Source organism: Phenylobacterium sp., from assembly GCF_004799515.1.
Lineage (GTDB): Bacteria > Pseudomonadota > Alphaproteobacteria > Caulobacterales > Caulobacteraceae > Phenylobacterium.
This window is the reverse complement of sequence record NZ_SSMX01000047.1, coordinates 115,251-135,832: the sequence shown is the minus strand read 5'-3', so window position 1 is coordinate 135,832 and position 20,582 is coordinate 115,251. Positions and strand designations below refer to the sequence as shown.

At 69.2% G+C, this 20,582-nt stretch carries 23 protein-coding genes; 8 read left to right on the top strand and 15 right to left on the bottom strand.

The window, feature by feature from the left end:
- Window positions 1–123: 123 nt before the first annotated feature.
- Both E8A49_RS19140 and E8A49_RS19135 read left to right on the top strand, forming a co-directional pair.
- On the top strand, window positions 124–339 hold the full coding sequence (locus E8A49_RS19140; RefSeq protein WP_293385351.1) for a hypothetical protein: 216 nt from the start codon (window positions 124–126) through the stop codon (window positions 337–339).
- A 107-nt stretch (window positions 340–446) separates the two neighbouring features.
- Complete coding sequence (locus E8A49_RS19135) at window positions 447–743, top strand: hypothetical protein (RefSeq protein ID WP_293385348.1); 297 nt, start codon at window positions 447–449, stop codon at window positions 741–743.
- Between the two features lie 27 nt (window positions 744–770).
- Here E8A49_RS19135 and E8A49_RS19130 read toward each other — a convergent pair whose 3' ends face one another.
- Together E8A49_RS19130 and E8A49_RS19125 are read right to left on the bottom strand one after the other, a co-directional pair.
- Window positions 771–1,403 (bottom strand): DUF4142 domain-containing protein, encoded by a 633-nt coding sequence (locus E8A49_RS19130; RefSeq protein WP_293385345.1) that lies wholly within the window; start codon window positions 1,401–1,403, stop codon window positions 771–773.
- Between the two features lie 95 nt (window positions 1,404–1,498).
- The gene (locus E8A49_RS19125; protein ID WP_293385342.1) at window positions 1,499–2,815 is read right to left on the bottom strand and encodes an alkyl sulfatase dimerization domain-containing protein; all 1,317 of its coding nucleotides are present in this window, start codon (window positions 2,813–2,815) and stop codon (window positions 1,499–1,501) included.
- Here E8A49_RS19125 and E8A49_RS19120 point away from each other — a divergent pair.
- Window positions 2,814–3,026: a hypothetical protein gene (locus tag E8A49_RS19120; RefSeq protein ID WP_293385339.1), complete on the top strand. Its 213-nt coding sequence runs from the start codon at window positions 2,814–2,816 to the stop codon at window positions 3,024–3,026. The genes E8A49_RS19125 and E8A49_RS19120 overlap by 2 nt on opposite strands.
- A gap of 9 nt (window positions 3,027–3,035) precedes the next feature.
- Here E8A49_RS19120 and E8A49_RS19115 read toward each other — a convergent pair whose 3' ends face one another.
- From E8A49_RS19115 to E8A49_RS19095, 5 genes are all read right to left on the bottom strand, one after another.
- Window positions 3,036–3,524: an SRPBCC family protein gene (locus E8A49_RS19115; RefSeq protein ID WP_293385336.1), complete on the bottom strand. Its 489-nt coding sequence runs from the start codon at window positions 3,522–3,524 to the stop codon at window positions 3,036–3,038.
- 63 nt (window positions 3,525–3,587) lie between these two features.
- On the bottom strand, window positions 3,588–4,622 hold the full coding sequence (locus tag E8A49_RS19110) for a response regulator (protein ID WP_293385334.1): 1,035 nt from the start codon (window positions 4,620–4,622) through the stop codon (window positions 3,588–3,590).
- Window positions 4,619–5,065, bottom strand: coding sequence for a response regulator (locus tag E8A49_RS19105; protein ID WP_293385332.1), 447 nt, complete (start codon window positions 5,063–5,065; stop codon window positions 4,619–4,621). Before E8A49_RS19105 ends, E8A49_RS19110 begins: the two co-directional genes overlap by 4 nt.
- The gene (locus tag E8A49_RS19100) at window positions 5,062–6,567 is read right to left on the bottom strand and encodes an ATP-binding protein (RefSeq protein WP_293385330.1); all 1,506 of its coding nucleotides are present in this window, start codon (window positions 6,565–6,567) and stop codon (window positions 5,062–5,064) included. Before E8A49_RS19100 ends, E8A49_RS19105 begins: the two co-directional genes overlap by 4 nt.
- Window positions 6,567–7,313: a YebC/PmpR family DNA-binding transcriptional regulator gene (locus E8A49_RS19095; protein ID WP_293385328.1), complete on the bottom strand. Its 747-nt coding sequence runs from the start codon at window positions 7,311–7,313 to the stop codon at window positions 6,567–6,569. The genes E8A49_RS19100 and E8A49_RS19095 overlap by 1 nt, the downstream gene beginning before the upstream one ends.
- 152 nt (window positions 7,314–7,465) lie before the next feature.
- On the opposite strand from E8A49_RS19095, the gene E8A49_RS19090 reads away from it, so the two are divergent.
- Entirely contained in the window at window positions 7,466–7,702 is a 237-nt protein-coding gene (locus tag E8A49_RS19090) for a hypothetical protein (RefSeq protein ID WP_293385325.1), read from the top strand.
- Between the two features lie 76 nt (window positions 7,703–7,778).
- Here E8A49_RS19090 and E8A49_RS19085 read toward each other — a convergent pair whose 3' ends face one another.
- The 3 genes from E8A49_RS19085 to E8A49_RS19075 all read right to left on the bottom strand — a co-directional run bounded on the left by E8A49_RS19085 (window position 7,779) and on the right by E8A49_RS19075 (window position 10,295).
- The gene (locus tag E8A49_RS19085) at window positions 7,779–8,384 is read right to left on the bottom strand and encodes a histidine phosphatase family protein (protein WP_293385322.1); all 606 of its coding nucleotides are present in this window, start codon (window positions 8,382–8,384) and stop codon (window positions 7,779–7,781) included.
- A 12-nt stretch (window positions 8,385–8,396) separates the two neighbouring features.
- Window positions 8,397–9,182, bottom strand: coding sequence for an SDR family NAD(P)-dependent oxidoreductase (locus E8A49_RS19080; RefSeq protein ID WP_293385319.1), 786 nt, complete (start codon window positions 9,180–9,182; stop codon window positions 8,397–8,399).
- Window positions 9,183–9,329: 147 nt separating this feature from the next.
- Complete coding sequence (locus tag E8A49_RS19075; RefSeq protein ID WP_293385316.1) at window positions 9,330–10,295, bottom strand: zinc-binding alcohol dehydrogenase family protein; 966 nt, start codon at window positions 10,293–10,295, stop codon at window positions 9,330–9,332.
- Between the two features lie 84 nt (window positions 10,296–10,379).
- Between E8A49_RS19075 and E8A49_RS19070 the strand changes: the two genes are divergently transcribed.
- Complete coding sequence (locus E8A49_RS19070) at window positions 10,380–11,270, top strand: patatin-like phospholipase family protein (RefSeq protein ID WP_293385313.1); 891 nt, start codon at window positions 10,380–10,382, stop codon at window positions 11,268–11,270.
- On the opposite strand, the gene E8A49_RS19065 is transcribed toward E8A49_RS19070, so the two are convergent.
- On the bottom strand, window positions 11,267–12,430 hold the full coding sequence (locus E8A49_RS19065; protein ID WP_293385310.1) for a DegT/DnrJ/EryC1/StrS aminotransferase family protein: 1,164 nt from the start codon (window positions 12,428–12,430) through the stop codon (window positions 11,267–11,269). The two genes, E8A49_RS19070 and E8A49_RS19065, sit on opposite strands and share 4 nt — an antisense overlap.
- Window positions 12,431–12,563: 133 nt before the next feature.
- Between E8A49_RS19065 and E8A49_RS19060 the strand changes: the two genes are divergently transcribed.
- The gene (locus E8A49_RS19060) at window positions 12,564–12,911 is read left to right on the top strand and encodes a hypothetical protein (protein WP_293385307.1); all 348 of its coding nucleotides are present in this window, start codon (window positions 12,564–12,566) and stop codon (window positions 12,909–12,911) included.
- Here E8A49_RS19060 and E8A49_RS19055 read toward each other — a convergent pair.
- The 4 genes from E8A49_RS19055 to E8A49_RS19040 all read right to left on the bottom strand — a co-directional run bounded on the left by E8A49_RS19055 (window position 12,908) and on the right by E8A49_RS19040 (window position 16,764).
- Window positions 12,908–13,885, bottom strand: coding sequence for a WYL domain-containing protein (locus E8A49_RS19055; protein WP_293385305.1), 978 nt, complete (start codon window positions 13,883–13,885; stop codon window positions 12,908–12,910). The two genes, E8A49_RS19060 and E8A49_RS19055, sit on opposite strands and share 4 nt — an antisense overlap.
- Before the next feature lie 45 nt (window positions 13,886–13,930).
- Window positions 13,931–15,517, bottom strand: coding sequence for an AMP-binding protein (locus tag E8A49_RS19050; protein WP_293385302.1), 1,587 nt, complete (start codon window positions 15,515–15,517; stop codon window positions 13,931–13,933).
- Window positions 15,518–15,679: 162 nt separating this feature from the next.
- Window positions 15,680–16,261, bottom strand: a complete 582-nt coding sequence (locus E8A49_RS19045) for a hypothetical protein (RefSeq protein WP_293385299.1) — start codon at window positions 16,259–16,261, stop codon at window positions 15,680–15,682.
- 92 nt (window positions 16,262–16,353) lie between these two features.
- Complete coding sequence (locus E8A49_RS19040; RefSeq protein WP_293385296.1) at window positions 16,354–16,764, bottom strand: DUF2177 family protein; 411 nt, start codon at window positions 16,762–16,764, stop codon at window positions 16,354–16,356.
- A 101-nt stretch (window positions 16,765–16,865) separates the two neighbouring features.
- Between E8A49_RS19040 and E8A49_RS19035 the strand changes: the two genes are divergently transcribed.
- Both E8A49_RS19035 and E8A49_RS19030 read left to right on the top strand, forming a co-directional pair.
- A complete protein-coding gene (locus E8A49_RS19035) occupies window positions 16,866–18,242 on the top strand; it encodes a VWA domain-containing protein (protein ID WP_293385293.1) in 1,377 nt (458 codons plus the stop codon).
- 207 nt (window positions 18,243–18,449) lie between these two features.
- Entirely contained in the window at window positions 18,450–20,477 is a 2,028-nt protein-coding gene (locus tag E8A49_RS19030; protein ID WP_293385290.1) for a PAS domain-containing hybrid sensor histidine kinase/response regulator, read from the top strand.
- The last annotated feature ends 105 nt before the right edge of the window (window positions 20,478–20,582 follow it).

Here is a 20,582-nt window from a genome sequence, read left to right as displayed (position 1 = left end):
TTTGTCACATTTCACCGGAAAGGCGAGACAAAGCGCTGCTTTACCTATAGAAAACTCTCTTCATTCGTCAGTCGACGCTACAGCTTTCACGGCTCCCGCCGTGCTTTTCGAGGACAGGACTATATGGCCATCCGCGCCGCCGGAGACCGCGAGACCCTCACCGTCTCGCGCCACGAAGGCCGCTGGGCGGTCGAACACCTGGGTGTGTTCACCGACCACAGCGCCGAGAAGGAGGAGGCCAAGGCCGCCGCCAACAAACGCGCGCGGGTGCTGCAGGATCAAGGCCGGGCCTGCCAAGTACGGGTGACCGGCGAACATGGCTTCTTCGCGGACATCTGATCATTACATCCCAGGCCCCCAAAACCCCCCGCCGCCGCGGCACCGCCGCTGAAGAGGCCCGCCACGCCATCGAACAGGCCGAGGCCGACGGCGTCAGCCGCGAGGACATGACCCTGCGCATGACCCTGCGCGACGTCTCTGAGCTGAAGCGCGATCCGAAGGTCGCCACCGAGGACATCAGCTTCCGCGATGGGAAGATGACCTATCTGGGCGTCTTCGTGGAGACCGGCGGCGTGACGCTCAGCGATCTCGACCGCGGTGACACCGGCTTCCTGCGCGGCGCGGCCGCCGCTGCGGCCGCTGCGGCGGCGAAGCCCAAGACCAAGGCCGCGGCCAAGCCGCGCGCCAAGAAGGCGGCGGTCAAGAAGACCCCGGTCACCGCGGACGACGCCACCGCCGAATAGGCGGCCCGTCGCCCGCCGCGACGTCCTTTAGGACTTCAGCGAGGCCTGGATGCCCTGGATCTTGTCCAGGTGCATCTGCACGGTGGGCGCGATCTGCGCCGCGCCGCCCTTCAGCCCGGCGTCGGAGCCGTCCTTGGCGTAGCCCTGCATCAGGCTCAGCGCCTCCTTGTGGGCGGCCACCTGCTGGTCGACGTAGGTCTTGTCGAAGTCGGCGTCGCTGGCCGAGTTCAGGTGGTCGATGAAACCCTGCCGGCGGTCGTCCAGCTTGGCGGCGGGCGTCTGGCCGGCGGCCTGCACCAGCGGCTTCATCAGGTCTGTGCTCTTGGTGTGGTCCTTCACCATCATCTTGGCGAAGGCTGTGATCTGCGGGTTATGCGAGCGCTTCTCCGCGATCTGGGCGGCCTGGATCTCGTACATGTCGCTCTGGCTGGCGTTCGAGACGAAGGCGGCGGTGTCGTGCGAGCCGGTGGTGGCCGCCGAGGCGCCGCCGACCGCCGCACCCGTGGCGTCCTCGGCCTTGTTGACCGCGGCGCCCGCGCCGGCGGCGGCGTTGGACGCGGTCGAGCTGGCGTTGTCCGCCGCGGACCCGGCGGGCTTGTTGCAGGCGGCGAGCGACAGGGCGGCCAGGATGGCGGCGCTGGCGAAAAGGGCGTGTTTCATGGCTTGGCGTCTCCCAATGTAAGGTTGGGACATGAAGCCGCGCCGTGGAGCTTGGTTCCGGGCGCTCGGCTCCCTGGGGCGACTTGGGGGCCGGCCTACTTCTGCGCTGCCTCGACGCGGGCCAGGCCGGCGTGCAGCCAGCCGCTCTCGTTGGAATTCTTCGAGGCCTTGAGCAGGGCCTCCAGGGCGGTCTTGCGCACGGCCAGCGCCGCGGCGTTCCTGGGCTCGACGGCCAGGGCGGCGCTGGTCAGGCGCAGCGCCAGCGCCGGGTCGCTGGCGGCCACCGCCTGGGCGCGGGCGGCGACAGGGCCGGCCCCGCCGGCGATGCGCACCAGCTCGGCCGCCGCCTCGCCGGGCGAGGTCGCGTACATGGTCGCGGGATCCCCGTCGAACCAGCCGGCGTAGCCCTCATAGACGCCGCGCACCGACCAGCTGACCGCGCCGTAGCCCTCGCCCACGTCCAGCTCGGGCGGCAGCTTCACCGACCTCATCAGGCTGTAGACGTCCTGGCCCGCGTTCATGCCGCGCACCGTGGCGTCGTGCACATAGAGGATGGCGTCGCGGTACTGGGTCAGCGTCTTGCGGACGTTCTCGGCGCCGACGATGGGGACGCCGTGGCTGGGCAGCACGATCTCGGGCTTCAGCGCCAGCACCTTGTCGATGGATTCGACGTAGTTCAGCGCCGGCCGCGGGGGCGTGCCCCGCAACGTGTACATGTTGGGGAATGACGCATAGTAGTTGTCGCCGATGAAGAGCGCCTTCAGCTCCGGGACCCAGACGTTGAGCATGTCCGGGGTCTCGCCCGGCATGGCCAGGCAGTCGAAGGTCAGGTCGCCCAGCTTGAACCTGTATTCCTTGTCGAACAGCACGTCGGCCAGCGGCGGGGCGGCGTAGTCGCCGGGGTTCAGGTTCGGCCGCGCGCCGCCCCCAAGCGCTCCGGGCGGGGCGTTGTACTGGGCGGCGTTGCGCACGGCGAAGAAGCCGGCCAGCCGCTCCTGGTAGTTGCGGAACTCCACCTCGTTCGCCTGGCCGATGACGTGGGTCCCAGCCTCCTTCCAGACCGGCACGCCGCCGGTGTGGTCACCGTGGCTGTGGGTGAGGATGATGTCCTTGATCGGCGCCTTGTCCTCGGCGCGCAGCAGGGCGTGGTGGCGCTGGGCGTTCATCGGCAGCGAGGTGTCGATGACCACATCGCCGGCCTTGGTGGTCACCAGGAAAGTGTTGCCGAAGCCGGTGGCCTGGAAGATACGGCCGCCCGCGAAGGACAGCGCCTTCGCCTGGCCCGCGCCCGCCGCGGTGGGCTGGCTGGCGCCGAGGCGCTCCTGCGCAGGGGCCTGCGCCAGTGTTACGCCAGCGGTTCCCACCGCCAGCGACAGGGCCAGAACCGGAGCCAGAGCCCGCAACGAACGCATGGCAATCCTCTTCTTGACGCCGGCGCCGCTTGACGCGGCGGCTCCGGCGAGGCTCATCGGCGCCATGGACGACGCCCCGCCGGAAAATCCCCAGGTTGCGAAGCTGGACCGCGAGGCCGCCCGGCGCAAGCTGCTGGGCCGCGCCGTGGTGATCGGCCTCCTGGTCCTGGTCGCGATCTACGCCTTCGCGACCTTCTGGGGCCGCCGCTAGGCGCGAGCCCTACTTCGCCTCGGCGATGCCCTTCATGACGTTGATCACGTTGGTGAACTGCTTGGTGCGGTTGGCGATGTCCTGGTCTTTGTTCTCCGGATGCGGCAGGGCGGCCGCGTCATAGACCAGGGTGTAGAGGAGCTTGGAGTGGCCCTTGTCGATGGGCCGGATCTCCACCGTGCCGTGGTAGTCGATCGGCGACTTCGGCTGGGCGTAGCTGTAGGACCAGGCGGTCGAGGCCACCAGAACCTCATCGACCCGGCTGGCGATCTTGCGCACCGCGCCGACCTCATGGTCCTTGCCGGAGGTGATCTCGCAGGTGGTGTGCATCCAGCCGCCGATGTCGCAGAAGCCGGAGATCTTCTTCCAGGCCACGTCGGCCGAAGCGTTGACCGTGACCTCCAGCGGGACGGTCACATAGTCGGTGGCGGCCTGGGCCGACGCGGCGGCGCAAAGCGTGGCGCCGGCGAGCGCGGCGGCGGCGAGTTTCAGGTGCATTCTGGTGTTCCCCCTCTTGGTTGGCGTCACTGTGCCCTGAGGACCCTGGGTAAGCCAAGAGGCTTAGCTGGCCGGCAGACGCAGGCTCGCGCGCACGCCGGCGTGGGCGGGGTCGTAGACCACCTCGGAGTTGAGGCTGGAGGCCATGGCCTTGATCAGCCGCCCGCCCAGGCCGGTGCCGTGCACCTGCCCGCCCTCGGCCATGCCCGCGCCGTCGTCCTCGACGGTGAGCAGCAGGTCCTGGCCGTCGCGGGCCAGGCGGATGCGCACCTCGCCGGCCTCGCCGCGCCGGTAGGCGTATTTGCAGGCGTTGGTGACCAGCTCGTTGACGATGACGCCCACCGAGACGGCCTTGTCGGTCTCCAGCCGCACCTCGTCGGCCGCCAGGCTGAGGCGGCGCGGCGCGGCGGCGGAGGACAGCGTGTCCTGCAGCTCGCGCACCAGGGCGGCCAGGTAGTCCTGCATGTCCACCGACTCCACGTCCTCGGAGGAGTAGAGCCGGCGGTGCACCTGGATGATCGCCTCGATGCGCCGCTGGGTGTCCTTCAGCGCCGAGCGGGCGACGCCTTCGACGGCGGAAGCCTGCATCTGCACGAAGGCCGAGACCAGCTGCAGGCTGTTGGCCACCCGGTGGTTGACCTCATGCAGCAGGGCCTCGAGCCGCTGGTTGCTGGTGACCAGGTCCGCCTCGGCCTTGGCGTGGCGCCGCCGCAACTCCACCTGGGCGAAGGCCTGCAGCATGGCGCTTTCCAGGAGGTCGAAGAACTCCTCGCCGACGGTCTTGACCACATAGTCCGAGGCGCCGGCCTTCAGCGCGGAGACCGCGACCCGGCTCTCGTCGGAGCCGGTGACATAGACGATGGGCGGCGGGTCCGGCCGCTCGCGGATCTGCTTGAGGGTCTCGAAGCCGCCTTGGCCCGGCATGTAGTGGTCGAGCGCCACCACGTCGAAGGCCTCGGCGTCCAGACGGGCCAGGCCCTCCTCGCCGGTGGCGGCCAGGGTCACCGCGTAGCCGCGCCGCTCCAGGGCGCGGCGCACCAGGCTGCGCAGGCCTTCGTCGTCGTCGACGTAGAGGACGCGGCGCTGGTCTCCGCTCACCCGTTGCCCTCGACCTCGGGCACCTGGATCACCGACAGGAAGAGGCCGAGCTGGCGGATGGCGTCGGCGAAGCTCTCATAATTCACCGGCTTGGTGATGTAGACGTTGCAGCCCAGGTCGTAGCAGCGCTGGATCTCCACCTTGTCGTCGGTGGTGGTCAGCACGACGACCGGGGTGCGCTTCAGCCGGTCGTTCGACTTCACCCGGGCCAGGATGTCGATGCCGCTCATGTCCGGCAGGTTCAGGTCCAGCAGCACCAGGGCAGGGCCGTTCAGCGCCGGGCCGGTGTTGTCGTTCTCCAGGTAGTGCAGGGCCGAGGCGCCGTCGGCGAAATGGCGGATCTCGTTGGAGATGCCCGCGCGGCGGATGTTGCGCTCGATGAGGCGGGCATGGCCGTCGTCGTCCTCGATCATCACGATCGTGACGTGTCGCTGCTCACTCATGACGCGGACCCCTGGATACTCAACCTGGCGGGGAGAGAAACGCGGAATGTCGCACCCTGGTCAAGGGCGGACTGGCAGGTGACGGTCCCGCCCAGGCGGTAGGCCAACGCCCGCACATGCGCCAGGCCGATGCCTTCGCCCGGCTGGTCCTGCAGGCCGGCGCGGCGGAACAGGTCGAAGACCCGGTCGTGGTCCTTCGGGTCGATGCCGCGGCCGTTGTCGCGCACCTCATAGACCATCCGCCCGCCCTGGTGCTGGCCGGTGACCGCGATCCGGCCGGGGCGGCCCGGCTTGAGGTACTTGAGCGCGTTCTCCACCAGGTTCGAGAAGATCTGCTCCAGGGCCAAGCGGTCGCTGATCACCACCGGCAGGTCGGGGGCGATCTCGATCTCCGCGCCCAGCTCCTGGCTTCTGTGCTTCAGGTTGTCAGCGATGCCCTGCGCCACGCGGACCATGTCCACCGGTTCCGGCGTCAGCACGCGCCGGCCCTGGCGCGACAGCTGCAGGATGGCGTTGATCAGCCGGTCCATTTTCTGGGTGGAGGTGCGGATGAAGCCGATGGATTCCGGCAAGTCCGTGCGGACCGCGGCGCGGGCGTCCTCGCTGACGATCTGCGGCGCCTCGGCCTCGGCCCGCTCCAGGAGCACGCCCAGCGGCTTGGCGGCGGCCTCCAGCTCGCTGGTGAAGCCCATGACATTGACCAGGGGCGAGCGCAGGTCGTGGCTGACGATATAGGCGAAGCGCTGGATCTCCTCGTTGGCCCGCTGCAGGTCGGCGGTGCGGGTGGCGACCTGGTCTTCCAGGCCGGCGTTGAGCTGGGCCAGCTCGCGCTGCGAGCGGTTGAGCTGGCGGGTGTAGCGCAGGATCACCAGGGTCGAGCCGGTCGCCACGAAGACCAGCAGCACGCCGCCGGCGACGGCGATCCACAGAAGCTGATCGAGGGCGGCCTCCTGGGCCGCATTGCGCAGGCGCAGGAGGCGGGTCTCCTCCTCAGTCATCTGTTCGGCGAGCCGGCGGATCAGCCGCGTCGCCTCGACCCCGCTGTCATGATAGAACTGCGAGCTGTCCGAATGGCCGGCGCGGGCGAAGGCCATGGAGACGATGACCGCCTGCTGCTGCTGGGCGAACAGCGGCCGCATCCGGGCCAGAAAGGCCTGTTGCGCCGGATTGTCGGGCGTGAGCGCGCCGATCCGGTCCAGGGCGCGCGCCGCCCGCTGCGAGGTCCGGGCGGCCGACTGGGCGAACACCTCATCGTGCGACAACAGATAGCCGCGCCGGGCGGTCTCGGTGCGTTCGTCGAGGATCAGGAAGTCGGAGATCGCGCCTTCCACCTCGTAGGTGTGCGACACCCAGCGGGTGAAGGTGACGTTCTGGCCCATCACGTAGAGGCCATAGCCCGCGACGCCGACCAGGGTCAGGAAGCCGGCGACCACAATGCCCACGACAAGGCCGTTGAACAGGCGCTCCGAACGGATCTGGAGGCGTGTCGCGTCCGCGGTCATCAGCCGGCCAGGGACTCCAGCTCGGCGGCGTCGATGTCCTCGCTCGAGTAGACGTTCTGCACGTCGTCGTCGTCGTCGAGCATCTCCAGGAGCTTCATCAGAGTGGCGGCGGCCTCACCGCTGATCGGGGTACGGACCCGGGGTCGCCACGCGATGGCGGTGGACTGGGCGGCGCCCAGGGAAGCCTCCAGGGCGGCGGCCACCTCGGAAAGATCGCCAAAGGCGGTGTAGACGGTGTGCCCGTCCTCGTCGGATTCCACGTCCTCGGCGCCGGCCTCGATGGCGGCTTCCATCACCTTGTCCTCAGAACCGGCCGAGGCCGAATAGGTGATCTGGCCCACCCGGTCCCACAGGAAGGAGACCGACCCGGTCTCGCCGAGGTTGCCGCCATACTTGGAGAAGGTGGAGCGGACGTTGGACGCGGCGCGGTTGCGGTTGTCGGTCAGAACCTCGACGATCACGCCGACGCCGCCCGGGCCGAAGCCCTCGTAGCGGATCTCCTCGTAGGTCTCCGCGTCGCCGCCGGCAGCCTTCTTGATCGCCCGGTCGATGTTGTCCTTGGGCATGGACTCGGCCTTGGCGTTGGCCACCGCCAGGCGCAGGCGCGCGTTCATCGCCGGGTCGGGCAGGCCGGCCTTGGCCGCCACGGTGATTTCCCGCGAGAGCTTGGAGAACAGCTTGGATCGCACCGAGTCGGCGCGGCCCTTGCGGTGCATGATGTTCTTGAACTTGGAATGTCCGGCCATGTCGGTCTTTTGAGGTCCGTCGAAGTTTTCGGGAGATCTGGCGTCTTTCGCGAGGCTAAGACCTGTTTCTAGCCCTGGGCGGGCTTGATCGGAACCCCCGCCATGTGCGCGGGTTAGCGCGCAAGGGGCCAAAGGCCCTGCCGGAGGCTGCAATGAGCGAAGAGGTCCTGGACCACACTGAAGAAGCCGCCGAGCCGATCCCGCCGGCGAATGGCGGGCTCGTGCATTGGATGGCGCCCAAGCCGCTCAGCCTTGGCCCGGCCGGCGTCTCGGCCGCGGCCCTGGGCGGCTTCGCGCTCGGCGTGGCCGCAACCTTGGCCGCGCTGGCGCTCGCCGGCTGGCTGGGTCCGGAGCGGGAGATCGTGGTGACCCGGCGCGCCGGGGCTTAGGCCCGCGTATTCAATATCGCTCATGCCGCGAAAGCGGGGATGAGCGGATGTCGGTTGTCCTGGTCTGGAGGTCAGGTCACGGAGCCGGCGCGTCCTCCGCGACCGGCTCGCAGTCGATGCGGCCGACGCCGCCGTGGCGCAGCTGGAAGACCGCGTCCTGCGGCACGTCTTGCTGGCCGGCCAGGTCGCGCGGCAGGTTGGCGTAGAGGCCCCGCAGCACGCGGCCGGAAACGCCATGGCTGACGCAGATCACCCGGCGCCCCGGCTCCGGCGGCAGCTCGGCCAGCCAGGCGCCCATGCGCGCGGCCACCTGCTCGTAGGTCTCGCCCGAGCCCGCGTCGAAGGCCCAGCCGGTGCGCCCGAAGGTCTCCGGATGCTCGGCCTCCAGCTCGCTGCGCAGCCGGCCGTCGAAGGCGCCCCAGCTGATCTCCTTCAGCCGGTCGTCGAGTTCGACAGGCAGGCCGTCCAGATGGCGCGCGACGATCTCGGCGGTGGACCGCGCGCGGCCGAGCGGGCTGGAGACGATGCGCCAGCCGGCCGGATCGCCGATCAGATCGCGCAGCAGGCGCCCGACCGCTTCGGCCTGGCGAAGGCCCAGCGCGGTGAGCGGACTGTCCACATGGCCCTGGATGCGCCGTTCACGGTTGAACTCGGTCTGGCCGTGCCGGACGAGGTAGATCACGCGCCGCCCCTGCTATCGCCGGCGCCGCACCACCGGGTGCGAGGTCGAAAGCCCGCCATCGACCGCAATCGTCTGGCCATTGACGTAGGAGGCCTCGTCGGAGGCCAGGAACAGGCCGGCCTGGGCGATCTCGTCCGGCAGGCCGTAACGGGTCAGCGGGTTGAGCTGGCCGATCTTGTCCTCGGTGCCTTTGGCGCGGCTGGCGTCGAAGATCGGCTTGGTCATGCCGGTCTCGATCAGGCCGGGCGCGATGGCGTTGACCCGCACGCCCGTGCCGTAGAACTCGTTGGCTGAGGTCTGCACCAGGCTGATGACGCCGGCCTTGGAGGCGGAATAGGCCGGCCCGCCGGCGCCGGAGCGGAGGCCCGCCACCGAGGCCGTGCAGATCAGCGAGCCGCGGCCGGCGGCGATCATCGGCGCGGAAGCATGCTTGATGGCCAGGAAGGCGCCGATCAGGTTGATCCGCAGGATCTCGGCCCAGTAGTCGGCGGTCTGCTCCGCGAGCGGCGTCCAGCCGCCGGAGATGCCGGCGTTGGCCCAGACGATATCCAGCCCGCCGAACTCGCCCTGGGCGCGGTCGATGTAGGATTTCACGAAGCCGTCCTCGCCGGCGTCGCCCTGCAGGGCCACCGCCGTCCCGCCCGCCTGGCCGATCATCGCGGCGGTCTCGGCGACGCTGTTGGCGCGGTCGACGCAGACCATGCGCGCGCCTTCGCGGGCGAACAGCAGGCTGGCGGCGCGGCCGATGCCGCTGCCCGCCCCGGTGATGACGGCCGTGCGGCCAGTGAGACGTCCCATGGGGTCCATGCTCCCTTTTTCTTCGGTGTCGTCCCGATTCGCGAAGCGAGACCGGGACCCATAAGCGTCGGCGTTCGAGGATTGGTCGGATGGATCGGTGTTCATGGATCCCGGACGAGCGCCGCGCCTTCCGGATGACACCGTGGATTACGGAATCAGCAACACGCGCCCGACCGCCTGGCGGCTTTCGATGTAGCGGTGGGCGTCGGCGGCGTTCTTCAGCGGGAAGGTGCGGTCGATCAGCACCTTCAGCGCGCCGTCGGCGACGTCCTGGATCAGCTGCTGGATGTTGTCATGCACCCGGTCGGTGGCGATCTCGGCGCCCAGGAAGACGCCGCTGAGCGAGCGGTTGCCGCCCATCATCGAGCCCACGTCCACGACCATCGCCTCGCGCCCGGCCGCGCCCACCATCGAGACCCGGCCGCGGTAGGCCAGCGAGGCTATGGAGGACTGCAGCGTCGGGCCGCCCACCGGGTCGACGATCACGTCGGCCATGTGCTTGTCGGTGATCCGCGCCACCTCGCCGGCCACCTCGTCGCGCTGGTAGTTGATCCCGTGGGTCAGGCCATAGGCTTTCAGTTTCTCCAGCCGCGCGTCGGAGGAGGCGGTGGCGATCACCATGGCGGCGCCGGCCCGCGCGGCCAGCTGGATGGCGGCCACGCCCACGCCGGAGGCGCCGGCCTGAACCAGGACGATCTCGCCCTTCCGCATGCGGCCGAACTCGAACAGGCAGTCGTGGGCGGTGCCGAAGGGCACGGGGATGGCCGAAGCTTCCAGCACGTTCATGCCGGGCGGGATCACCCAGGCCGTGCGGGCGGGCACGGCGCGCAGTTCCGCGTGGCTGCCGAAGCCGCCCGTGGTGACCACCTTGTCGCCGACCTTGATGTTGTCGACCTCCTCGCCGACCTCGACCACTTCGCCGGCCGCCTGATAGCCCACGATGTGCGGCTTGGTGACCAGCGCGCCACGGAAGCGGTTGAGGGTGTCGCCGCCCTCAATGGACACCGCCTCGACGCGGATCACGATCCCCTTGCGGTGGACCTGCGGGTCGGGGACGTCCTCGTAGCGGAAGACGTCCGGGCCGCCATTCTCATAGTAGACCGCAGCCTTCATCGCGCCGGCTCCCAAACATCCGTTTGACTCAACCCATTCCACGGCCAACCTGGGGGTGCAAGATCGGACAGGCGGGAGACGGGCATGACGCGGGCGCTGGTGCTGGGCGGAGGCGGGCCGGTAGGCATCGCCTGGGAGAGCGGATTGATCGCGGGCCTGGCCCAGGGAGGCGTCGACCTCGGCCGCGCAGATTTCACCATGGGCACCTCGGCGGGGTCCTTCGTGGGTGCGCGCCTGGCGATGGGCGCCGAGGCCGCGACGCTCGCCGATCCGATCCTGGCCGAGCCGGAGCCCTCCGCGTCGGCGTCGGGCGCCGCCAATTCCGACCGGCCGGCGGCGGACCTGTCGAAGCTGATGGGGCTGATGGCCGAGGCGCAGGGCGGCAAGCGCAACCCCGCCGAGGTCCGCGCCGAGATCGGCGCCTGGGCGCTCGCCGCGCCGACCATGGCCGAGGCCGACTTCATCGCCAGCTTCGGCCGCTCGTTCGCCGGCCAGCCGGACGACGCCTGGCCGGAGCGCGACTTCGCCTGCACCGCGGTGGACGCCGCGACCGGCGCCTTCACCCTGTGGACCAAGGCCTCGGGCGTCGGCGTGGTGCGCGCGGTGGCCTCCAGCTGCAGCGTGCCGGGGGTCTATCCGCCGGTGACGCTGAACGGGCGGCGTTACATCGACGGCGGCATGCGCTCGCCCACCAACGCCGACATGGCCCAGGGCCACACCCTGGTGATGCTGATCGCCGTGCGGGTCGGCGCGCCGGTCGGGGCCTTCGCCGAGCGCATGGCCGTTCAGCTCGACGAGGAGATCGAGAGCCTGAAGGAGGGCGGCTCGGTCGTGCTGACCATCACCCCGGACGAGGCCAGCGCCGAGGCCTTCGGCGCCAACTTGATGGACTTCACCCGCCGGGCCGGCGCGGCGCGCGCGGGCCTGGCCCAGGGCCTGGCCTATGCGGCGGATGTGAAGCCGTATTGGAGCTAGGCGTTCTTCTTCACGAAGGCGCGGATGGCGGCGACGATCTGGTCCTGGTCGTCTTCCGTCAGGTAGGGGTGCATCGGCAGGCTGATCACCTGACCGGCCTTGGCCTCGGTGACCGGCAGGCCGCCGGGCGCGACCGGATAGTGCGAATAGACGCCCTGCCTGTGGATCGGGATCGGATAGTAGACCGCGGTCGGCACGCCCTGCTCGCGCAGCGCCGGGGCGAGGTTGTCGCGGCCGTCCAGTTCGATCGTGTACTGCGCCCAGACGCTGACCCCGCCCTCGATCACCGTGGGCGTCTTGACGAGGTCGGATAGGCCCGCGGCGTAGCGGTCGGCGACGCGGTTGCGGGCGGCGATCTCGTCCTCGAAGATCTTCAGCTTCTCGATCAGGACGGCGGCCTGGATGGTGTCCATCCGCGAGTTCATCCCGATGCGGACGTTCAGGTACTTCGGGTCGTGCTCAAAGGTCTTGCCCTCGATGTCCGACTTCACCGCCTGGCCGTGGACGCGCAGGCTGACCAGCAGGTCGTGCAGCTTCTCGTCCTTCGACAGCACCGCCCCGCCGTCGCCGTAGCAGCCCAGCGGCTTGGCCGGGAAGAAGGAGGTGGTGGCGACGTCGGCCCAGTGGATCGGGTGCTGGCCGCCGAGCGTGCAGCCGAAGCCCTGGGCGCTGTCGCTGATCAGCTTCAGCCCGTGCTTCTTGCAGACCCGTTGGATGGCCGGATAATCGGCCGGGCCGCCGAACAGGTCGACGGCGATCACCGCGCGCGGCGTCAGCTTGCCCTCGCGCTTCACCGCCTCGATGGCCGCCTGCAGGCTCTCCGGATCGAGGTTGTAGGTTTCCGGATCGATGTCGACGAACACCGGGGAGGCGCCCACCAGGGGCATGGCCTCGGCGGTGGCGGCGAAGGTGAAGGAGGGGCAGAAGACCGCATCGCCCGGGCCGATCCCCCAGGCCATCAGCGGCAGCACCAGGGCCTCGGTGCCCGAGCCGCAGGAGAGCGCGAAGGGCGCCTGGCCGAAGGCGGCGAGCTGGCGTTCGAACTCGGCGATCTCCGGGCCCATGATGTAGGCGCCGGACCGCACCACCTTGAGGATCGCGTCCTCCAGGGGCTGGCCCAGGCGCTTGCGCTGCGCCTGCAGGTCGATGAACGGGATCATGCGGGCCTCATTCCAAAGTGCGGCGGGCCTATGCCATGCGTTGGAGGCTGACGCCAAAACACGCTTGATGTCGCGGTGTTTCGCCCGCTCGCCGGGCCCGTGCTAGGGTCGCGGCGACGGCAAGGAGGCCCGCATGCCCAATTTCCTGGCGCTCTACATGGGATCTGAAGAGGCGAACGCGCGGGCGGCGGCCGGCCCGCCAACCCCCGAACAGATGACTGAGGGCATGGCGGCCTGGACCAAGTGGATGGCCGACCACGCCGCGGTGATCGTCGACCACGGCGGCCCGCTCGGCAAAACCAAGAAGGCGTCGAAGGCGGGCCTGGGCGAGGCTCGCAACTTCATCGCCGGCTACGTGATCGTCAGCGCCGACTCCCACGACGAAGCGGTGAAGCTGTTCGAAGGCCATCCGCACTTTTCGATCTTTCCGGGGGACTCGGTGGAGGTCATGACGGTGCTGCCGGTCCCGGGCGCCGCCTAGGCGTAGAGGGCGCCGAGCCGGCCGGCGACCGCGGCCAGGTGGGCGCGCAGGTCGGCGGGCTCCAGAACCTCGGCCTCGGTGCCCAGCTTCAGGATGTCGCCGGCGGCGTGGTCCAGTGAGGTGGTCTCGACAGGGATGGTCGCCTCGACCCAACCGTCCGCGTCCGGCGCCGTGGCCGTGCTGGCCGCCATCGCCACCGCCGCCGGCCCGATCAGCACCAGCCGGCGCAGGCCGGTGGGCGAAAGCCGCAGCTTCGCCTCGCCCTGCTGCAGCCGCGCCTCGAAGTCCCTGGCCCAGGCGGCCCAATAGGCGGCGAGGTCGAAGTCCGCGGGCCGTTCGAAACCGTCCGGCCTCGGCTCCAGGCTCTGGATCGCCGAGACGCGGTAGGTGCGGGGCTCGCGCGACCGTCCCCCGATCGCCCGGCCGACCAGGTACCAGGTCCCGCCCTTCAGGGCCAAACCCAGCGGCTCCAGCTCGCGCTCCACGACGTCGGTCCAGCTCTCGTAACGGATGCGGACCTTGCGCGCGTTCCAGACCGCGTCGGCGAGCGCCGGCAGGTGTTCGCTGCGCTCCGGTCCCCGGAACCAGCCGACGGGGTCGAGGTGGAAGCGCGCGGCGACGCGGCCGACGGCGTCCCGGCGCTCCGGCAGCGCGGCCCGCAGCTTCAGCTGGGCGACCGCCATGGCCTCGCCCAGGCCCAGCTCCGCCGCCGGCCCCGGCAGGCCCGAGAGGAACAGGGCCTCGGCTTCCACCGGCGTCATCCCGGTCAGCTTGGTGCGGTAGCCGTCGAGCAGTTGGAAGCCGCCGGAGCGGCCCCGCTCGGCGTAGATCGGCACGCCGGCGGCTGAGAGCTGGTCCACGTCGCGGTAGATGGTGCGCACCGAGACCTCGAAGGCCTCGGCTAGCGCCTGGGCGCTCATCCGCCCGCGCGCCTGCAGCAGCAGAAGGATCGACAGAAGGCGGCTCGCCTGCATGCGGCAAGCCTAGCAGAGATAGCTGACACGTTGTGTCAGCTATCGTCAGATTTGCCGGGCGCGGCCTTCCCAGTAGGGGGCGCGGACCTTGTTGCGCTGGATCTTGCCGGCCTCGGAGCGCGGCAGGTCGGTGGCGAAGTCGACGCTGCGCGGGACCTTGAAGGCCGGCAGGTTGGCGCGGGCGAAGGCCAGGATCTCTTGGGCCAGGGCGTCGGAGGGCTGGTAGCCCGCCTTCAGCAGGATCACCGCCTTGACCTGCTCGCCCCACTCGTCGTGCGGCACGCCGACGGTGGAAGAATCGGCCACGGCGTCGTGCTTGATCAACTCGTTGTCGATCTCCTGCGGATAGATGTTCACCCCGCCGGAGATGATGGTCTCGGCGTTGCGGCCGGTAAGGAACAGGTAGCCGTCCTCGTCGAAGTAGCCGACGTCGCCCATGGTGAAGTAGTCGCCCACCCGGTTGGCGTTGGTCTTGGCCTCGTCCTTGTAATAGGTGAACCCGCCGCCGGGGGGCAGCTGGTGGTAGATGCCGCCGGGGACTCCGGTGGGGCATTCATTGCCCTGTTCGTCGAGGATCTTGGAGCCGAGCAGGACCGGGCGCTTGCCGACGCTGCCGGGCTTCTTCAGCCATTCCTCCGAGCTGATCACGAAGCCCGCGCCGCCCTCAGAGCCGGCGTAGTACTCGCTGAGCACCGGGCCGAACCACTCGATCATCGCGGCCTTGACCTCCGGCGGGCAGGGCGCGGCGCCGTGGACGATGTACTTCACATGGCCGACGTCGTGCGCCGCCTTGACCTCGTCCGGCAGGGCCAGGAGGCGCTGGAACATGATCGGCACCAGGTGCATGTGGGTCACGCGCTTGTCGACGATGGCGCCTAGGATCCCCTCGGAATCCCACTTGTCGAAGAAGACCAGCTCGCACCCCGCGCCCATGGCCGCGCGGACGTCGAAGGCCAGCGGGGCGGCGTGATAGGCGGGCCCGGCGCACAGCTGCACCGAGGTCTCGTGGTCGTAGCCGCGCATCGCATAGATGCCGGTCGGCGCCACGATGGGCTGGGCGCGGTAGACGCCCTTGGGCCGGCCCGTGGTGCCGGAGGTGTACATCATGGCGTTGCCGAGCGAGGGGTCGGCGATGTCGCCGCCGTCCAGGCCGCTCAGGGCCTCATCATAGGCCTCGAACCCCGGGATCGGGCCTCCGATGGCGACCTTGGCCGCGAGGCCCGGGCATTGCTCGACGGCGGCCTGGGAGGCGGTGACACGGGCGTCGCAGAACACCGCCTTCGCCTCGCAGTCCTTGATGATGTAGGCGATCTCGTCGGCGGTCAGGTGCCAGTTGACGGGGGTGATCCGCCAACCGGCCCGCATGGTCGCGGCCAGCACCTCGACGAACTCGGCGCGGTTCGAGCAGACCAACGCCACGGCGTCGCCGGCCTTGAGGCCCTTGGACCGCAACAGGCGCACGATGCGGTTGGCCTGGGCGTTGACCTTGCCCCAGCTGTGGGTCCTGCCGTCGGGATCGTGGATGAAGGTCGCGTTCGGCTTCAGCTCGGCCCAGACGGCTGTGGTCATGCCGGTCATGCCGGCGGCGGCCAGCCGGTCGTCGAGGCTCACGCGATCCTTCAGGTCTTCCATCAATATCCTCCCGGCGCCGACGTTGGCGGCGCGCTCAAATGCTTTTGGAGGACCCCGGAGGACGGGACGAAATGATCCGCGCCCCTTGGCGTCCGGGACCTCTCCAGCAACATCACACGACAGGAAGCAGGCGACAATTGGGAGCGCGGCGCAACGTCCGGATCAGGGCTTTTGGCGGGCCAGCTCGCAGATCCAGTTGACCTCCCAGGTCTTGCCGCCGTCGAGTGAGAAGGCCTGCTGCATCAGGGCGTCGTTGGGGCCCTTGTGGCTCCACTGGTAGCGGACCAGCACCATGCGGCCCTTCCAGTCCTGCTGGTTGTAGAACTCGCCGACTCCGTCGTGGAACGCGCCCACCACCGCGGGCAGGTCCATGGTTCCGGCGTCCACATCGACGCCATAGATGCTCCACTGGTGGGACGTCGGGTTGTAGAGCCGTAGGGTCTGGGCGCGTATGTGCTTGACCGCCCCCTTCGGCGCATTGGGGCTGTCGACCTCGAACTCCTCGAAGTTGGCGGCCGAGCCCAGCACCGGGTGATGGTTGGAGACGCCGTCGTACTCGATCCAGGCGGTCGAGCCGACCAGCCGGTCTGGCAGGCGCTTCACATGCGCCTTCCAGTCGCCCAGCAGGAAGTCGAAGTCGTGCGCGCCGTCATGCTGCTCGGGCGGCGGCACACGTGGCAGGTTTTGGGCGGCGGCCGGCGCGGCCAGGATCAGGGCCAGGACGAAGGGGATCAGGCGGTTCATGGGAAGCCTCGCGTTTTGGGTGCGAGGCTTATCGCCGCCTAAAGCTGACAGGCGGCGTCAGGATTTGTTCGGAGGCTGGAAAAAAGCTTGGACTAAGGGAAGGTCTTCGCCGCCCAGCGCCAGGTCAGATAGCCGGCGGCGGCGCCCGCGCAAGTCAGGATCGTGCCCCAGCAGATGTCGATAAGGGTGATCCGTGTCGCCCAGACCTTCAGCGTCGCCTGGTTGGTGAGGTCGTAGGTGGCGTAGGCGAAGGCGCCCAGGATCGCGCCGGTCCGCGCCGTCCTGCCGAGGCCCGCGTCGCGGTTGGGCAGCACCGCCAGCAGCACCACGCCCAGCACATAGACCAGGTAGAAGGCCGCCACCGCGGGGAGGTCCGGCTTGTCGGCCAGCGCATAGTCCAGGATCGGGCGGTAGACCCGCTGGCCGGCCAGGGTCAGGTAGGCCGCGTCGAGCAGGGCGATGCTGACGCCGGCGCCCAGGTAGGTGATCAGGTATTTCAGCACGGCTCCCCGCTCCTGCCCGCCGGCCGCTCTTCCCGTCCGGACGAATGATGTAAGAGTTTGATCTCCCATCCCGGTTCCGAGGATAGGCCGAACAACCGCCGATGCAGCATACCCTGGAAGAGTTCCTCCGCGCCCTCCGCGCCGCCGATGTGAAGGTCTCGCCGGCCGAGGCCATCGATGCGGCGCGCACCGTGGCCGCCGTGGGCTATGGCGACCGGGAGCTGTTCAAGGACGCGCTCTGCGCCACGCTCGCCAAGTCGAAGGACGAGGTGGTCCGTTTCGACCAGGCCTTCGAGACCTTCTTCACCCGTGACAGTTTCAGCCTGCCGCCGCCGGACGATGGCGAAGACGGCGAGGCCGGCGGCGCACCGCAGGATGGCGCCGGCGACCCGGGCGTGGAGCAATCGCCGCTGGCCCAGATGCTGCTGGTCGGCGACTCCTCCGGCGTGTCGCAGGCGATGGAGGCGGCCGCGGCGAGCGCGGGGGTCGCCGAGATCCGCCTTTCCACCCAGAAGAGCCGGCTGACGCGCCGGTTGCTGGATGAGATGGGCTTGGCGGAGATCGAGCAGATCATCGCCGCCGCCAAGCGGCTCCAGACCTTCGAGGGCAATCGCCTGGCGCTGCGCCTGGACGTCGCGCGCAAGGCGCTGGTCGCCGAGGCCCAGGCCTATGTGGAGCGCCAGCACGCCCTCTATGCCTCAGGCTCCGGGACCCGGCTGCGTGAGGAGATGCTGGCCAAGAAGGCGCTTAACGCCGACGGCGGCATCGACCCCGTCGATCTCGTCATGATGCAGGCGCTGGTCAAGCGGATGGCCAAGCGGCTGGCCGACCGCTACTCGCGCCGCCGCCACACCGCCAACACCGGCCACCTGGACGTGCGCAAGACCCTGCGCAAATCCATGGCCCACGGCGGCGTGCCCTTCGAGATCGAGTGGAAGGTCAAGAAGGTCGACAAACCGTCCATCGTGGCGATCTGCGACGTCTCCAAGTCGGTGGCCGCCGCCGCCCAGTTCCTGCTGACCTTCCTCTATTCCCTGAACGAGGTGGTCGACCGGCTGGACGCCTTCGCCTTCTCCGGCCGGCTGATCCCGGTCAACGCCATCCTCGACGAGAACGGCGTCGAGGGCGCGATCCTGAAGGTCCTGCAGACCATCGGCTTCCAGCAGACCGACTACGGCCAGGCGCTGGAGGACTTCGTGGACAACCACATCGACCGGGTCGACCGCCACACGACGGTGATCATCCTGGGCGACGGCCGCTCCAACTTCGCCGATCCCAGGCTGGACCTGATGCACCTGATCCAGCAGCGGGCGCGGGCGGTGATCTGGCTGAATCCCGAGCCCGAAAGCTACTGGGGCCAGGGCGACAGCGTCATGTCCCGCTACGCCCGCTTCACCCACGTCGCCAAGACCTGCAACACGCTGGGCCAGTTCGAGCGCATCGTCGAAGACGTGCTCAGAACCTACTCGGCGCACTGAGGCGCACGCGGGATTTCGCGATCGCGCGGGAAAGTCGCCCCATGTAAAATCCGAAAAAAGCTCGGCTTTAGCGAATAATTTAAGCTTAGCTGTTATTTATCCATGACTTAATGCCACACGTAAGGATTGTGCATTTCGTAACCCGGCGGTGGCACTATACGGCCTTGATCCCCGTTTGCGCAGGTCTCGCGCAGGAAGGAAGCCGGCATGCGTCAATACGCAAAGCCGTCGCTCGCCTCATCCCGGCGCGCGCCCGAAAGCCCGGGCCACACGCCCGATTCCGAGGCGCGTTACCGCGGTCTGCTGGAAGCCGCGCCGGACGCCATGGTGGTGGTCAATCCACAGGGCGAGATCGTCCTTCTGAACGTGCAGGCCGAGAACCGCTTCGGCTATCCGCGCGACGAACTGATTGGCCAACGGATCACCAACATCATCCCGGCGGGCTTCGCCGAGCGGCTGATCGCCGATGGGCTGCGTTCCCCCGAAGCGGCTTCGGCCCAGCAGATCGGCACGGGGATCGAACTCTCCGCCCGGCGCAAGGACGGCAGCGAATTCCCGATCGAGATCATGCTCAGTCCCCTGGCGAGCGCTGACGGCGTGCTGGTGACCGCGGCGATCCGCGACATCAGCGTGCGCAAGGCGGCGGCGGACGAACTGCTGCGCACCGAGGCCCGCTATCGGGGCCTGCTGGAGGCCGCGCCGGACGCGATGGTGGTGGTCAACCCCGACGGCGTGATCGTGCTGCTGAACGTCCAGGCCGAGAAGCAGTTCGGCTACCCGCGCGACGAGCTGATCGGCCAGCGGGTCACCAACATCATCCCCGAGGGTTTCGCCGAACGCCTGGTCGCCGACGGCCTGCGGTCTCCCGAGGCGGCGCTGGCCCAGCAGATCGGCACGGGCATCGAGCTTTCGGCGCGCCGGAAGGACGGCAGCGAATTCCCCATCGAGATCATGCTGAGCCCGCTGGAAAGTCCGGAAGGGATCCTGGTCACCGCGGCGATCCGCGACATCAGCCTGCGGCGGGAATCGATGGACCGCCTGCACGCCTCCGAGCAGACGGCGATCGAGTCCGCCGACGCCATGTCGGCCTTCCTGGCCACCATGAGCCACGAGATCCGCACCCCGCTCAACGGCGTCCTCGGCATGGCCCAGGCGATGGCGCGGGGCGAGATGTCGCCCCTGCAGCGCGAGCGCCTGGACGTCATCCAGACCGCTGGGAAGTCGCTGCTGGCGCTGCTGAACGACCTGCTCGACCTCTCGAAGATCCAGGCCGGCAAGATCGAGCTCGAGGACGGGGCGGTCGACGCCCAGGACCTGGCCGACGGGGCGCTGGCGTTCAAAGCGCTTGTCGAGGACAAGGACGTCTGCTTCCGCGTGATCCTTTCGCCGAGCGGCGAAGGCTGCTGGCGGGTGGACCCCAAGCGGGTGCGCCAGATCCTGCATAACCTGGTCTCCAATGCTGTGAAGTTCACCGAGCGTGGCTCCGTCGTGGTGGAGATCGGCCATGACGGCGCGAACCTGACCATGCAGGTGAAGGACACCGGCATCGGGATCGCGCGGGACCGGCTGCCGCATGTCTACGACCGCTTCGTCCAGGCCGACACCTCCATGACCCGGCGCTACGGCGGTTCGGGGCTGGGGCTGGCCATCTGCCGCGACCTGGTGACCCTGATGGACGGGACCATCGCGGTCGACAGCACGCTCGGCGTCGGCACGACCTTCACCGTCAACCTGCCGTCGGCCCCCGCGGAGTGCGCGAAGCCGGCGGAGCCGGACGCCGATCTCGTCCTCGACCCGTCGGCGGCGACAGGGGCGGGCGGATTGCGGGTGCTGGCCGCGGAGGACAATCCGATGAACCAGCTGGTGCTCAAGACCCTGCTGGGGGAAGTCGGGATCGAGATCGTCATGGTGGACAACGGCGAGGAAGCCGTCGCGGCGTGGCGCGCCGCCCCGTGGGACCTCGTGCTGATGGATATCCAGATGCCGGTGATGGATGGGGTGTCCGCCATCCGGCTGATGCGGGAGATCGAGGATCGCGAGCATCGCCCCAGGACGCCGGTGATCGCGCTGACCGCCAACGCCATGGCCCATCACCGGACCGAATACCTGGCGGCCGGCATGGACGCCGTGGTGGCCAAGCCCATCAGCCTGACGCTTCTCCTGCAGGCCATGGACGAGGCGATCACCAGCGAGGCCGTCGAAGAGTCGGCGCCGGCGAGCCACGCCGCGCGCTGACGGCGCATGAGCCCTTAACGCGTCCGCGGCAATCCGGGGCTTCCGTCTTCATATGGTCGGAGGAGGGCCGTCGGACCCGCAACTCCAGTTGGGGCCTTGGCGCCC

Coding starts and splice junctions, on each gene's coding strand:
- E8A49_RS19090 (WP_293385325.1), top strand. CDS start 7,466: ATGAGCGAAGAGGTCCTGGACCACACTGAAGAAGCCGCCGAGCCGATC.
- E8A49_RS19035 (WP_293385293.1), top strand. CDS start 16,866: ATGCAGCATACCCTGGAAGAGTTCCTCCGCGCCCTCCGCGCCGCCGAT.
- E8A49_RS19060 (WP_293385307.1), top strand. CDS start 12,564: ATGCCCAATTTCCTGGCGCTCTACATGGGATCTGAAGAGGCGAACGCG.
- E8A49_RS19115 (WP_293385336.1), bottom strand. CDS start 3,524: ATGCACCTGAAACTCGCCGCCGCCGCGCTCGCCGGCGCCACGCTTTGC.
- E8A49_RS19030 (WP_293385290.1), top strand. CDS start 18,450: ATGCGTCAATACGCAAAGCCGTCGCTCGCCTCATCCCGGCGCGCGCCC.
- E8A49_RS19125 (WP_293385342.1), bottom strand. CDS start 2,815: ATGCGTTCGTTGCGGGCTCTGGCTCCGGTTCTGGCCCTGTCGCTGGCG.
- E8A49_RS19050 (WP_293385302.1), bottom strand. CDS start 15,517: ATGGAAGACCTGAAGGATCGCGTGAGCCTCGACGACCGGCTGGCCGCC.
- E8A49_RS19045 (WP_293385299.1), bottom strand. CDS start 16,261: ATGAACCGCCTGATCCCCTTCGTCCTGGCCCTGATCCTGGCCGCGCCG.
- E8A49_RS19080 (WP_293385319.1), bottom strand. CDS start 9,182: ATGGGACGTCTCACTGGCCGCACGGCCGTCATCACCGGGGCGGGCAGC.
- E8A49_RS19065 (WP_293385310.1), bottom strand. CDS start 12,430: ATGATCCCGTTCATCGACCTGCAGGCGCAGCGCAAGCGCCTGGGCCAG.
- E8A49_RS19075 (WP_293385316.1), bottom strand. CDS start 10,295: ATGAAGGCTGCGGTCTACTATGAGAATGGCGGCCCGGACGTCTTCCGC.
- E8A49_RS19140 (WP_293385351.1), top strand. CDS start 124: ATGGCCATCCGCGCCGCCGGAGACCGCGAGACCCTCACCGTCTCGCGC.
- E8A49_RS19070 (WP_293385313.1), top strand. CDS start 10,380: ATGACGCGGGCGCTGGTGCTGGGCGGAGGCGGGCCGGTAGGCATCGCC.
- E8A49_RS19055 (WP_293385305.1), bottom strand. CDS start 13,885: ATGCAGGCGAGCCGCCTTCTGTCGATCCTTCTGCTGCTGCAGGCGCGC.
- E8A49_RS19095 (WP_293385328.1), bottom strand. CDS start 7,313: ATGGCCGGACATTCCAAGTTCAAGAACATCATGCACCGCAAGGGCCGC.
- E8A49_RS19135 (WP_293385348.1), top strand. CDS start 447: ATGACCCTGCGCATGACCCTGCGCGACGTCTCTGAGCTGAAGCGCGAT.
- E8A49_RS19100 (WP_293385330.1), bottom strand. CDS start 6,567: ATGACCGCGGACGCGACACGCCTCCAGATCCGTTCGGAGCGCCTGTTC.
- E8A49_RS19130 (WP_293385345.1), bottom strand. CDS start 1,403: ATGAAACACGCCCTTTTCGCCAGCGCCGCCATCCTGGCCGCCCTGTCG.
- E8A49_RS19120 (WP_293385339.1), top strand. CDS start 2,814: ATGGCAATCCTCTTCTTGACGCCGGCGCCGCTTGACGCGGCGGCTCCG.
- E8A49_RS19105 (WP_293385332.1), bottom strand. CDS start 5,065: ATGAGTGAGCAGCGACACGTCACGATCGTGATGATCGAGGACGACGAC.